At 48.7% G+C, this 14073-nt stretch carries 11 protein-coding genes; 5 read left to right on the top strand and 6 right to left on the bottom strand.

Annotation, left to right across the window (positions count from 1 at the left end):
- From HZS85_RS08965 to HZS85_RS08950, 4 genes are all read left to right on the top strand, one after another.
- Complete coding sequence (locus tag HZS85_RS08965; protein ID WP_214855180.1) at positions 1 to 1068, top strand: DUF58 domain-containing protein; 1068 nt, start codon at positions 1 to 3, stop codon at positions 1066 to 1068.
- 28 nt (positions 1069 to 1096) lie between these two features.
- A complete protein-coding gene (locus HZS85_RS08960) occupies positions 1097 to 1957 on the top strand; it encodes an ABC transporter permease subunit (protein WP_023467647.1) in 861 nt (286 codons plus the stop codon).
- Positions 1957 to 2985, top strand: a complete 1029-nt coding sequence (locus HZS85_RS08955) for an ABC transporter permease subunit (RefSeq protein ID WP_214855178.1) — start codon at positions 1957 to 1959, stop codon at positions 2983 to 2985. The genes HZS85_RS08960 and HZS85_RS08955 overlap by 1 nt, the downstream gene beginning before the upstream one ends.
- Positions 2986 to 3099: 114 nt before the next feature.
- The gene (locus HZS85_RS08950) at positions 3100 to 4272 is read left to right on the top strand and encodes an MFS transporter (protein WP_214855176.1); all 1173 of its coding nucleotides are present in this window, start codon (positions 3100 to 3102) and stop codon (positions 4270 to 4272) included.
- A gap of 268 nt (positions 4273 to 4540) precedes the next feature.
- On the opposite strand, the gene HZS85_RS08945 is transcribed toward HZS85_RS08950, so the two are convergent.
- The 5 genes from HZS85_RS08945 to HZS85_RS08925 form a co-directional block, all read right to left on the bottom strand.
- Positions 4541 to 5650 carry an MFS transporter gene (locus tag HZS85_RS08945; RefSeq protein ID WP_214855174.1) on the bottom strand — a complete coding sequence of 370 codons (1110 nt, stop codon included), beginning with the start codon at positions 5648 to 5650 and terminating at the stop codon, positions 4541 to 4543.
- Positions 5651 to 5794: 144 nt separating this feature from the next.
- Positions 5795 to 8350 (bottom strand): sensor histidine kinase, encoded by a 2556-nt coding sequence (locus tag HZS85_RS08940; RefSeq protein WP_214855172.1) that lies wholly within the window; start codon positions 8348 to 8350, stop codon positions 5795 to 5797.
- A gap of 208 nt (positions 8351 to 8558) precedes the next feature.
- Positions 8559 to 9017: a hypothetical protein gene (locus HZS85_RS08935; RefSeq protein ID WP_214855169.1), complete on the bottom strand. Its 459-nt coding sequence runs from the start codon at positions 9015 to 9017 to the stop codon at positions 8559 to 8561.
- 71 nt (positions 9018 to 9088) lie between these two features.
- Positions 9089 to 9508, bottom strand: coding sequence for a hypothetical protein (locus tag HZS85_RS08930; protein WP_214855166.1), 420 nt, complete (start codon positions 9506 to 9508; stop codon positions 9089 to 9091).
- Positions 9508 to 11625: a DNA topoisomerase III gene (locus HZS85_RS08925; protein ID WP_214855163.1), complete on the bottom strand. Its 2118-nt coding sequence runs from the start codon at positions 11623 to 11625 to the stop codon at positions 9508 to 9510. Before HZS85_RS08925 ends, HZS85_RS08930 begins: the two co-directional genes overlap by 1 nt.
- A gap of 44 nt (positions 11626 to 11669) precedes the next feature.
- On the opposite strand from HZS85_RS08925, the gene HZS85_RS08920 reads away from it, so the two are divergent.
- Positions 11670 to 12566, top strand: coding sequence for a DMT family transporter (locus HZS85_RS08920; RefSeq protein WP_214855161.1), 897 nt, complete (start codon positions 11670 to 11672; stop codon positions 12564 to 12566).
- A gap of 46 nt (positions 12567 to 12612) precedes the next feature.
- Here HZS85_RS08920 and HZS85_RS08915 read toward each other — a convergent pair whose 3' ends face one another.
- Positions 12613 to 14073, bottom strand: a complete 1461-nt coding sequence (locus HZS85_RS08915; protein ID WP_058712922.1) for an MDR family MFS transporter — start codon at positions 14071 to 14073, stop codon at positions 12613 to 12615.

Here is a 14073-nt window from a genome sequence, read left to right as displayed (position 1 = left end):
ATGCAGATTGAACGTTCCGTCCCGTTTTGGCTTGAACGCCGACTTTTTCCACTGTACGTCACGATGACGTTCATCTTCCTCTTCATTCCGCGTCTTTCCGTCCTCGGATTTCTGTTCGCAGCTTTGGCGACGATTCATTTCGTCGTCGGGCGAACAGAAAAGCAGTTACGACGGGACGTCGCCATCGAATGGAAACACTATGAATCATTGATGTTCAACCAGGAGAAGACGTCGCTCCATTTGCAAGTCTTCGGCGTCGAATCCTTGAGTCAGCTTGGGCTCGAAGCGACACTTCGTTTGCACACGGATGGCGGAGTCATCTTCCCGGAGATGGATCCACTACATCCGGCGACGTTTCATGCAGTGATTGACTCTGAAGACGCAGTGACGATCCCGATTCAGACGGTTCGCCGCGGACCAGCCGAGTTCGATGAGATCATCTTAACGATTCGCCTGCCTTGGAAGATGGGCGTCTATCTCTTTACGTTCGATACGTATCCGTCGTTTACAGTCTTGCCGTCCTTGACAGCGCAAGCGACGCCGCTTCTTTTACAACGTTTACGGATTGGCGACCGACCAGACCGCTACTCACCGCTCAAGAACAAACTGGTTCAGCTTGGTGCAAAACCTTATACGGCGGAACCGTCAAAAGAGATCGATTGGTATGCGACGGCGAAGACCGGTCGCTTGCAGGCAAAAGTATTCGAAACGAGCAATCAAGATACGTTTACGATTGCCTTGAACTTATCTGCCCCGAGCGGTTACGGACTCCACCAACAATTTGAGACGTTCATCGAACAATCGGCATTCCTGATCAGTGAATTAATCAAGGAGGGCTGTAAGATTGAACTGTTCTTGAATCGACTCGACGGAGCAAACCGGATGACACATCTCTCGTTACAAGAAGGACAACCGCAATTAAAACATGTCTTGATGACCCTTTCGACGGTCTCGACGCGTGATTCGTTCATCGCGACACAACAGTTCGAACGCTATGTACTGCGCCGGAAACATATGAACAGTCAGTTGATCCAAATTGGCAATGACCGGATCCTCGCCATCGGCTGAGGATCCAAAGAAAGGAGTTTTTCGCCTCATGGTGTTTATCGCCCGAAAATCAATTCAGCTTATCGTGGCATTTTTTGTCTTGATTGCGATCAGCGCCCTTCCGGCGCTTGTCGCGCAAATGAAATTCAACCCAGCAAGCTACTGGGAAGGTCTGAAGCAACAATTTGCTCAATTAACGAAACTTGATGAGATTACCTATTTCAACGTAACCGCTCAAAAGGAATTCTTGTTGCTTCCTACCATCAGTCCATTCATTAAAGAGACGTTGATCATCTTTACGACAGCTATGCTGGTCTCCGCTGTGTGTGCGATTTTTTATGCTTATTTGTTTTATCGGAGTGGTCGCAAAACACGCATGATGCTGAAACAAACGACTCGGACGCTTGAGATGGTTCCGGATCTGTTCTGGATCATTCTTTCGCAATTCCTTGTCCTCTATCTGTTTAAAACGACCGGGTATGACAAAATCGAAATTGCGGGATCCTATGCTGAGTACATTCGTTTTTTACCGATTCTTACGCTAACGTTGACAACACTATTCTTCTTCATCAAATGGTTAACGACGCAAGTACTCGAACAGGAAGCTGCTCCTTTCCTTGAACTCGCACGGGCTAAAGGCATTCGTCCTGCGGCTCTTTTCTGGAAACATTTGATTCCGACAATGATCTATCGGTTTTATCTGTTTTTCCGAGCGAACATCATTACGGTCTTATCGAGTCTCGTGATCATTGAATACACGTTCGAAGTGCAAGGTATGTTCCGGTTCGTCTTTTATAATGGACAAATGCCGATTTTGATGGTCATCTTGTTCTTAATCTATCTGCCGATTTTCATCATTGATTTGTTGGCAGAATGGCTTATTCCTAACGCCTGGAAAGGGGGGATTTGATGCGTCGTACTTTGATGCGAGATCCTGTCTTCTGGTTATGTTTATTTTTACTCACTGGTTTACTGCTCCTTAGTTTTGGAAATACGATCTTCCGTGATGGTCAAGTCGATCAAATCTCGAACCGGTATGCTGAAGACGGTACGTTCCTTGCGACGTCACCACTAAAACCGTCAAGTGATCAATGGCTCGGTACAGACCGCTCTGGCTATGACCTCTTTCAATTGATGATTGAAGGATTTAAATGGACAGCCGGTATTTGTATGATTGTTGCGCTCGGTCGAATGTTTCTTTCGCTAGTGATTGCGATTCCGCTAGCTTTTAGAAGTGCTCGCGTCAATCGATACTTAAAACTTATTCTTGATGGATTTTTAGTTTTACCGCTCTCTCTTGTCGCGTTGCTCATTTTGCTTCCATCACTTACGTTCTTTGATTCGACTGCTATCCCACCGTTGTTCGACCGTGTATCGTTCGAGTTGATCGTCTTGATTTTGCTTGGTCTCCCCTCTTTATCGCTTTATCTGATTGCTGAGACCCGTCAGTTACTTAGTCAAGAGTTCATGATTGTCGCCCAGACGCTTGGTGGCAGTCCGTGGCATCGGTTCAGACGCCACATTTGGCCACATCTTGTTCCAACGTTGACAATCGTTTTTATGCAACAGTTCATCCAAACGTTGATGTTACTCGTTCACTTATCACTTTTCAAAATTTTCTTCGCTGGAACGGTTAATTTATATGTAGGAACTGTCCCAACGATTTTTGAGTGGTCCTCGATGTTCGGTTATTACTATAACCAGTTTTCAGCGACGTCTTGGCTCAATCATATGTTCCTTGTTCCACTGATTGGGCTAGCATTAGTCGTCTTTTTCAGCAATCTATTCATGAGTCGACTCGAACGGGCTTTCCGCTTCCGCCAGCAACTAAAACCAATCAAGCTATCGGCATCTCGTGCTCAAGACGAAGCCGCCGCGACGTCGATGGTCGATCCCTTTACACTCGTTGCCCGGAACTCCCGTCACGATTCTGATTGACAATCCATTTTTTTCCTCTTACACTAGAAAAAAACATGAAATGAGGGCGTCCAATGTAAGTCATTCTGAATTCTCACTCCTAACTAAATACGTACGATATGGAGGTCCTTCAGAATGAACCGGTTTACGCTTTTATTGGTCAGTCAATGGATTGCGAATGCGGGAGATGCGCTCTATATCGTCTCCCTGATCGCGATGATCTATCAAACGACAGGGCAAGCGAGTCTCGCTGCCCTGTTTCCTGTTCTCGTCACAGCAGGCATGACAGGAAGCGGCTTCTTATTCGCCCAAGTCGCTCAACGTGTTCCCCATGCCTCGTTGTTGTTCGGCAGTCAACTCCTCAAGACGATTCTCTTAGGCATCATCTGGGGGCTTGATTTACCACTGCCACTTATCCTCGCACTCGTTGGATGTATCGCTTTCTTCGACGGATTTGCTCGTCCGATCGAAAGTGCCTTCATCCCTCGACTGTGTCAGGATGTCCAAAAGGCTAACAGTCTCGTACAAGGTACGAATCAAGTGATTCAGCTCATCATGTGGCCGCTCGGCGCCATTCTGGTCAGCTGGTTATCGCCGCTTTCCGTCTTGTCCGTCTCGGCCGGTCTGTTTTTAGGTGCGAGTCTCATCAGCTATCTGTTCTATCGAAGCGTTCGCTCTCTACCCGACCCTTCGATGGAAGGGGAAGACGTTTCCTTCCGGTCGAGTATTCGCTACACGCGAGCGCATCCATTCGCGAAAGCCAACACGTATCTCGTCGGAATCGATGCGTTCGTCAGTACGGCTTGGATTTCTGCTCTGTTTCTCGTCTATATCGATACACATTTCCAGCTATCGGAACGCTGGTGGGGCATTCTAAATGCCTTCTATCTGCTGAGCATGATCGCCGGTAGTTACATGATGTTACGTCGTCGTGGAACGCGTTCGTTGCTTTATCGCAGCATCGGCTTTTCGATTGTTGCGACCTTCTTGTTTGCTTTCGCTCCAATCGTCACACTTGCCGTGATCGCTTGTCTGATCCAAGGGTTTGCGAGTCAAGTCCGGGCGATTGAGCTGAATACGTTGTTGCAAAAGACGACACCACTCGAACGGTTACCGTATGTCTATAGCGTGCAACAAACCGTTTATGCACTCTGTTTCTGCCTCGGCAGTCTATTGTTCGGATGGCTTGCCGATGTGTTTGCGATCGAGCTTGTCTATGCGCTCGCAGGAGCCCTCTCTTTGTTGATGTGGCAACCGGCTCGCCAGCTATTGGCACATTCCTCTCAGGAGCATCGACACGTGTCGTAATAAATGACAGTCAAAAGAGGCTGACTCAAAAAAAAGAATGGCGCGTCTTTTCACGCCCTTTCCTCAGGCGAGACACAAGCCAGTTTTCCTGCTTCGTTGAAGTAGGAAAGCGGGTCTTGTTCGTCTCTGACAGCGCATAAATGCGCTTGTTCCTGTGAGTGGCGTGTGACGCGTCATTCTTTTTGTTACGAGATAAGGATGGCAGATTATCATTCTGCCATCCTTATCTTTGTAGAGGCTGACTTTTGAGTCAGCCCCTTTTTTTGATTCAGTTCTGACGCATTCGAGTCACACTATACAACAGAAGCAGCATAAGTGAGACGAGACCGAGCGCGGCATAGGTCATCTGAAGCGAGAAGACACGTTCGACGAAGACGAACAGCGTACCGGTTCCAAGCACAGCTAACCGTTCAATGACTGAGATCAGCGACGTAAACGTTGCACGTCCATTTGGCGGCGCAACTTCTTGGATGATAGTGGTCAAATAAGGCTCAGCCCAGCCATAGCACAAGTACAGCGTTCCGAGTAACCCGATACTGACGAGCGGAGAGGCAACCGACAATCCGGTAAAACACACGATATAGATCATCGCCCATCCGACCGGAGATCGGAACCGAGATAAGGACGCGCCGGTCGCCTGCATGATTTGAAATAACACGAAAACGAATCCGAAATGGACCATCGGTATCGTTTGATCCCGTAGATAAAGTTGCCAAAACTCATCGACGAAATCAATCGTCGCCCCGTATAACAAGACAAGACAAAGAATTCGGACGTAGACGCGTCGAAACGAAAAACTGTTTAGCAATGTCTTTAATGAACTCGTCTCTCCGTCTTGTTCTCGCGATGCTTCCTTTAAGAAAAACGTCAGCAGTACTGTTCCGAGCAATACCCACCAGGACACGTGATAGTGCCAAATCAAGTCTACCGATCGCACGGCGTAACTCCCGACGAGTGCCGCAAGTCCAGACGTCAATAAACCACCGATTGAAATCAGTCGCCAGACCGGCTCGAATCGCTCTTCTATCCTTTGCATTCGCAATGTTTCATAGACGTGGGCTTCAAGCGCTCCACTAAGTGCTGCGCCACCGATGCCGGCAAGGACCATCGCCAAGAGGAAGGCAGGTAATGAGTAGGCTTCAAGCAACACCGTAAACGATAACCACTCACATACGAAACCAGCCAGAATGAACGGCTTTCTGCCCCACCGATCGGATAACAAACCGAACGGGACCTCACCAATCAACATGACCCAAGCAAAGACGATTTCTGCGATGACGACGTCGGCAATGCTCATTCCCCGGTCTTCCCAGTAAAAGCGCTCAATCACATAAGCTGGAATGAACGAACTACTAGCTTCGATCAGGATCCAAAGCATGAGTGATCGTCGGACTTAACAAGGCCATCTGCTTCGCCGCATCTCCTCACTTCCTTTCTATTTGATAGTAGTTAATTCCCGTTTTGCAGATGAAACCAACAAAAAAACGCCCTTTGATTAAAAAATCAAAGAACGCTTTTGACATTAACAGTCATCTGCCGATTCCGTGACCGGTACGACGGACTGGACGATCGGTAGTTCGACGATGAACGCGGACCCGACACCTTCTGTTGATTCGACATGAATCATCCCTTCGTGCGAACGAACAATTTCCTGACAAATCGCAAGACCAAGACCGGTACCACCGATTTTTCGACTATCCGAATTATCGACTCGGTAAAACTTACTAAACAGTTGTGGTAACGCGTGACGCGGAATGCCGATTCCCTCATCTTCGATCTTCAGCTGTACACGATCTTCGACTTGACGCATCGTGATCGTGATTTGACCACCATCCGGTGAATACTTGATTGCATTATTGATCAGGTTCGTGAACAGCTGACGCATTTTTTGTTCGTCAGCATGAATCCGCCCCGTCGTCGTTTCTTCAAAATCAAGGACTAGCTCGTGATCTTTTGCCGAAGCCGTATGGAACTCGACCGTTTCCTGAATGACTTTCGTCAAATCAAGCGGTTTGAAGTCATATTGTTGCTGACTCGATTCCATGCGCTGGACATCGAGGAAGTCGTTGACGAGGTTCGTCAACCGTTCGGTTTCTGCATGAATCGTCTCGAGATACCGTTGACGTTTTGATTCCTGGACGTCGCGCGCGAGCATTAATTCCGTGTAGCCGTAAATCGAGGCAAGCGGTGTCCGTAACTCATGCGAGACAGTCGAGACGAATTCCGATTTCATCCGGTCGATTGCTGTCTCTGCCGTCACGTCACGTAAGACGAGCATCGTACCGCGGAAACAACCACCGTAATGAATTTCCTCTGCATACAGCGTGACGAATCGCTCTTCCTTGTTTAAGGACAACGCCAAGCTCTCCGTCGGAATTTCCTGACTGCAGACATGATCCATGTAGGTTAAGAACGCCTCATGTTGATCGACTTGCACTGCCAACTCTTCGATTTTGACGTCGAGCGTCATCAATCCTTCTTCCGCCACTTGATCGTGCGCCGGATGATGGAATAAAGCAAGCAATGGTTTATTGGCAAAAATCGTCTCTCCTTCGATATAAATGACCGCTTCCCGAATCGAATGGAGAAGTTTGGACGTCTTTTCCCGTTCTCGTTCGACTTCTTCAAAGACACGCATCCGGAGCAAGGAGAGTGCCAATTGACGGGAGAACGACCAGATTTCGTTCGTCTGCTCTTCCGTAAAGGCATCCCGGTAACGGACGAGATAAATGCTTGCAATCATTGTGTTCGTCGCTGGATCCATCACCGGTACGACGATTTCGTACATCGCGTACGGATATGGGAGCGGATGATGACTCGCGACTTGTTTCGTCGAGCGAACAGCACGCTTGTTTTGACGTGTGCGTTCGAGTAATGACGTCGAAGCATGTAATAACTGGTGCTCCTGAGCTGCCGTCATCCCGTAAGAGACGAGATCCGTATAGCGGTCTTGCTCTAGGAAGACGATTGCTCCGAGCTCCGCATCGGTAATCGTAATCAATTTTTCGATGATCGCCGGATACGCCGTCAACGTTTCGCGAGACGCAAGTGTCTCGGTCAACTCATTGCGATAACGCAAATGGGTCTCGTTACGTAACGTGATGTCGAGTGCTTCTTCGAGTTCTTCCTGTTGCGATTGAAGTTCTTCTTGCTGGGCAATTAATTCTTCCTGTTGACTTTGTAGTTCGTCGTTACTTGCGACGAGTTGATGTTTTTGCCCGGAAATGGAGGCTGCCATCTGGTTGAACGTCGTCGTCAACTCACCAATCTCATCTTGACGATTCGTGATGACGATCGGTGTCGCATCCTCACCTTTAGCGAGTCGTCCACTTTCCCGGTTCAACTGACGCAACTGACGCGTCAAGCGGCGGACGAATGGTCGGACGAAAACGAGAGTAATCAATAAGAGGATTGCAATATTGACGGCTCCGAGAATTTGCGACGAGTTGACTTGTTTACCAAGCTGCTCTTGCGCCGCCATCTCTTGATCGTTTAAGGAATTACGATATTTTGTGAAGACCGTCTCCATATCAACGATACTTGAACTCATATCAGCTGCACTCTTCGTCTTGATGTTGAACTTCCGCTGTGGATCGAGTGGTTTTGATTTCGTGACCTTTCCAAGCGTCGGCATCTTCAAGAACGGTTCCGTCACTTTGCCGTCTTTTTTCGCCGCGACATAATTGACGAGGCTCGGCATGACGCGTTGGGTATACGCTGTATAGAGTTCCCGTGCGTCCGTTGCATACTGCCGTTCTTCTTTGAAGCGTGCATTGCGCTCGAACCAAGTCGTTTGTTGATTGATGCCATTTTTCTTTGCTTCGATTTCTTTTAACATCTCTTCGTCACCAAGCAAGACGAAGCCACGCATCTCGTACTGCATGCTTTGCCATGATTCGTACAAATCGGTCGCCCGTGTCCGATGTTCGTTTAACATCTTTAATTCTTGGCGTGATTCATCCACCTGTTGTTTCGTATATAGGTAGACACCACCTGTCGTTAGCAGCAGTGTCAGAAAAATCACATAAAACGCAGACATGATTTGCCGTCCAATCGTTCGATTCAGCCATGTTTTCATTAAAGGAATTCAACTCCTTTCCCTTTATCTTCCTCCAGCAATAAAGGTATTCCCGTCCATTCATTGTAAACTTTTTTCAATCGATACACAGCATTCTGCTCAAAAAGATTTCAATTTCATACAACTTTAATCTAAATCGTTGTATATGACAATTAGATGTCACGATTCGATCGTTTTCAACAAAAAAAGAGCCCCTCAGGACCCTTTTTTAATGATGATGGTGATGGCTATGGCTATGGCTATGGCTCCGGACCGGCTGTTCGTCCGCTAAATGATCCGCATCCAAAATACCGAGCCGTAAGTACTGGGCGACGACTTGTTTTTTCGTCGCTTCGGAAATCTGATCCGTTCCTTGGACAAGCTTTAAGATGCCGGTCGCAATCCGGAACGGTTCGAGATTCGTCTTTTCAACCGGAAAACTTGTCAACGTTTCTAAGTAAGCGACGTAATTCAGTGCATCCGATTCATTCGGACTGACGAGACGCGCCGCATACTCGCGCAGTTGTTGCGTCAATGAATTCGTTGAGATTCCCTTTGAGGCTGCAGAGATGACTCCAAACAGAATGAACCCGATGATGAGAACAAAAAATCCGACCATGAAAATCGGCATGCCCGAGAAGAAGCCGTCGCCTCCCAGTTCGCCTTCCATGAATGCTACTGTGAACATAGTGAACCCTCCAAATGAATAGAATGATGACGATCACTTATCCTACGTCATCCTCTTCAAGAAAGTTTCACCTAGTTAGGTAGTTTTTGCAAGTCAGCTTGGAACCAGTCTTCAACGAAGAAGCGTTCCGTCTCCGTCTCGATTTGATATGAATACAACACTTCGAAGTCGCCCTCCGTCAGCATCGGTAACGTCAATTCGCGTACGAGTTGGCGTAACTCTTCCGTCAACTCAGCTTCGTAGCGGATGAATCCATCTTCCCGGTGCTCGACTTCCGTCAAGTACGGAAGCAGGATATGCTTGCCGAATGATTGTGGATCATCGATCACTTCCGCAGTCACACCAAAAAGTTCTTCTGCTTCTTCGACCAGTCCTTCTGCCGACTGTACCTCAATATGGTCCGGAAACCAGACCGTCAAGCGGTGCCCTTCTTGTAACAGTCGTTCAAAGACAGGACGAAACGTTTGATTTTGAATCAGTTCGTATTGCATCAGTCTTCCCCTTTCGTGAATTCGAATTTTAATTGATCGCGTTCGAGATATAGCATCGCCTTAAACTGGCGCGCATTCTTTTTCATCTCGAGTGGCTTTGTTTTTTGACCCACTAGTACTTTTTTGACTTCCGTTTGCGTCAGTCGGGCACCAAGGATCGTTTTCGGTAACGTAAAGCCACAGTTGTTCTTTTGATAGCCACTGCAGCCATAGAACTTCCCACGATCAAGCACTGCTGATTGACACAGTGGGCAGGGACCGACCGGACGATTCGTTGCACCCCGCGGGGACTTGCTTTTGACTTGTGTCGGATCAACGGCGAGTTGTTCAATTCGTTGTTTAGCATCGACGACGAGATGCTCCGACAATTTCTTCGCCTGTTCAATGAACTGGGCAGCAGATGCCTCCCCTTTGCCGATTTGCTCGAGACGGCTCTCCCACTTCGCTGTCATCTCTGGCGAAGCAAGAATACTCCCCGTCACGGCATCAATCAAAATCCGACCTTTTGGCGTCGGATGAATCTCTTTTTTGACGAGTTTGATGTATTCCCGCCGTTTTAGTCCGTCGATGATCCCGGCACGAGTTGCTTCCGTCCCGAGTCCCTCGACTTCCTTCATGATCGCTTGCAAATCGTCTTCAAGCAACTTACCAGCTGTTTTCATACCGAGGATGAGCGTCCCTTCCGTATAGCGTTTCGGCGGCTCCGTTTGTTTCTCGAGCAGTCGACAGCCTTTGATCGGCATCTCTTGTCCTTGTTCGACGGCTGGCAATTCGACTTCTTTTGACTCGATTTGTAAGACCTGTTTAAAGCCCGGATCAATCGTCCGACTGCCGCGCGTCAAAAAACGGTCCATCTCACGCGTCGTCACGATTTCCGTCTTCTCCGAGACGGCGTCCGGTGCAAAGGCAGCAAGAAAACGGCGAACGATTAAGTCGTAGACTTGCGCATCTCGTCCGGAGAGCTTCGCGACGGCACCCGCTTCTTCTGTTGGAATGATCGCATAGTGATCGCTAACCTTCGCCGGATTAACGTAACGTTTATCGTTAGCTGGATTTTTCGTCAGGACATCCTTGATTGGACTATATTCCGCTTGCTTCAGTAACCGATCAAGAATGACCGGGAACTGTCCCGCCTCCTCTTTCGTTACGAAGGAAGAGTCCGTTCGTGGATAACTGATCCAACCACGGATATAGAGTTTTTGCGCGATATCGAGCGTCTCTTTTGCACCGAGACCAAACCGTCGGCTCGCTTCTGTTTGTAAGAGCGACAAACTGAACCAAAACGGTGGACGTTCCGTCTGACGTTTTTTTTCGATTGATGCGACGACTCCGGTTCCTTTCGTCCGATCCACGATCGCTTGTGCCTGTTCCCGGTCACTCAGCTTCGTCTGTTTCTTTGCGTTGATGTATTTTCCTTTGTATCGCGTAAAATCCGCCTCGACTTCGTAGTACGTCTCCGGTAAGAAATTCTCGATCTGTTTTTCCCGTTCGACGATCAGTGCGAGCGTCGGTGTCTGGACTCGTCCGAGGGAAAAAACGTCGGCGATGCCCTTCTTCTTCAGTAACGTCGTATACGCACGGGACGCATTCATCCCGATCAGCCAATCGGCGCAAGCGCGACTCATCGCCTCATGGAAGATGTTTTCTGTTTCCTTTCCATCAAGCAGATTCGCAAACCCATGGTCAACCGCTTGAGGCGTCAAACTCGAAATCCAGAGTCGTTGCAGTGGTTTTGCGTTGTTCGCGAGACGTAAGATCAATCGGACGATTGCCTCTCCCTCTCGCTCGGCATCCGATGCTATAATGATGGAAGTCGTCGTCCGCTCATTCAATAGTTTCTTGATGACTTGGTACGGTTTACTCTTACCTTTTGCCAGTCGGTAATCAAATCGTTCCGGGATGATCGGCAGATGATCGTAGTTCCATCGTTTCCATTTGGCGTCATAATGCGCCGGCTCCTGCAGTTCGCATAAGTGTCCGACCGCATAGGCGAGTTTTGCTCCTTGCGGAAACCGGTCACATGGTTTGATTTCAATGTAGCCGTCCCGCTTCACGGACGGATACGGAGCTGCCAGTTTTTCCGCTTGTTTTGGTTTTTCAGCAATGATCAATTGCACACGCTTCACCCTCATTTCCTTACTTCAGACATGTGGAGGTACCCATGCCCTATTTTACGTTATTCATGGCTTTATTCTTTATTTCAACATCAGCAATCTTCGTCAAGTGGGCGGAGACACCGATCGAGGCTGTCGCCTTTTACCGCATGTTGTTTTCGACCTTGTTGTTGCTCCCACTCATTCGATTGAAGGAACTGTTGCAACTCAGTTCGTCAACGATCCGGCATATGCTATTAAGTGGCGTTTTGCTCGCCGGGCATTTTTGGCTGTGGTTCCTCTCTCTTGATTATACGACAGTTGCGAGCTCGACGCTCTTCGTGACCGCGAGTCCGATTTTTGTCCTGGCCGGTAACGCGTTATTCTTCAAACAACACCCGTCGCGCAAAGCACTCCTGTTCGTCGCTGTCGCCTTATTTGGTGGCGGTCTCGTCGCTTATGGAGATATCGCTGTCGGCATGCGCGCCTTGATCGGGGACGGTCTTGCCTTGCTCGCAACGATTTTAGTCGCTGGTTACTGGTTGCTCGGTCAACACGTCCGCACAAGCGTCTCGACGAACCTCTATTCGTTCGGTGTCTACGCTGTCGCGTCGCTCGCCTTGCTTTTGTTATCGTTGATTCAATCAACGAACCTCGTCGCTGCGTTCCAACAGGATTGGTGGCTGTATATTCTTCTCGCCGTCTTCCCGACGTTACTCGGTCACAATTTATTCAACTGGGCGCTCGCTCGTGTCAGCGCCAGCATCGTCAGTATCACGATTCTTGGTGAAGCGGTTTGGGGGATGATCTTCGGATACTATCTGTTCGATGAGAAGCTGACATGGATTCAAATCACCGGTGCCGCTTTACTATTGATCGGAATCGGATTGTTCCTCCGACGCAACGAACGCGATATTCGCGAACAACTCGCCCAGCGTGAGAGTGCCACTAGTCAATCTTCTTAATGACAAAAGCGAACCAGGATGATCATCATCCTGGTTCGCTTTTTCATTACGATCGTGGATCGTCAGGTCGAACTTTCGGTAAACGCCATGTCATCGCGAACGCAAGAATCGCACAAAGAACGCCACCGATGAATACGTAACGTAATCCATGTGATAACGCGATTTCTGCCGCATACTGCACATCCTGTCCGAACGTTTTTGCCGTACTCGATTGGAAAAATGGATCAATCGCGTACCCTGAGAGCGTGTCCGACGCTGAAAACGAACGAAGGATGGATAGGTTGAAGATCGTACCGAAGATCGCAACACCGAGCGTCTGTCCCGTCGTACTCAAGAACGAGTTGACGGCCGTCGCTGAGCCACGAAGTGACCAATCGACGGAAGTCTGCAGGACGACCATGAAGACAGGTTGTGAGAGACCAAAACCAATTCCGATCAGCGAAACGGCAAGATAGATGAAAACATCACTTGATTCGCGCGTGATCAACGATAAAATCACTGTACCGACGATCAGCAGTCCCATTCCTGTCATCGTCCGATACCGGGGTGAGGCGACACCAATCGTCCGTCCACCGATAATGGCGGTCAGCGTCCAAAAAAGCGACAGTGGCATCAACATGAAACCAGCTTCGGTCGGACTCTTCCCGAGTACCCCTTGGGCAAAAATCGGAATATACGCTGACATCGAGACGAGCACCCAGGCGGAAAAGAAGACCGCTAAGTTGATCACGAGAATGACCGGATGGCGAATGACTGCTGGTGGCAAGAGTGGATCGCTCGCCTTTTTCTCGACCCGATAAAACGTGAACAATAATACGAAACTAATGAAAAAGCTCGCTAGAATGATCGGCCGCAAGAACGTCTCCGACTCACTCCCCGACAATAAACCGTACAGAAACGCACTCATCCCGAGCGCAAACAATAAGGCACCCCGGTAATCGATTTTCCGCTCCGTTTCCCTGACCGTCTCTTTGTAGTAAACGACGATCATGAAAAACGATAATAAGGCAAACGGTACGTTTAGTAAGAAAATATACCGCCACGAAAGCGATTCGACGAGGAATCCACCGACGAGTGGTCCAGCGACACCCGAAATCCCCCACACGGCACTGAGCACTCCTTGGATTTTCCCTCGTTCCTCATATGTATACAAATCACCGATGATCGTCATTGCGATCGGTAATACAGCTCCTGCCCCGATACCTTGGACGGCGCGGAAAACGATCAACATCTCCATCGATTGAGCGAGTCCACAGGCTAACGAAGCGACGGTGAAGACGCCGATCCCGAATAACAGAACCCGTTTTCGACCATATAAATCTGCCATCTTTCCGTAAATCGGTGTTGATACCGCCATGAACAACAAGAACCCGGCAAAGATCCAACTGACTAATTTCGCCCCATTCAATTCACTCGCCATGACAGGTGTTGCTGTTGCAACGATCGTCCCCTCAATCGCGGCTAAAAACGTCGCGAGCAACAAGGCGACGGTTACTTTTTTCCTCAT

It is taken from the genome of Exiguobacterium sp. s130, assembly GCF_018619055.1.
Lineage (GTDB): Bacteria > Bacillota > Bacilli > Exiguobacteriales > Exiguobacteriaceae > Exiguobacterium_A.
This window is presented reverse-complemented; position numbering and strand designations above follow the sequence as displayed.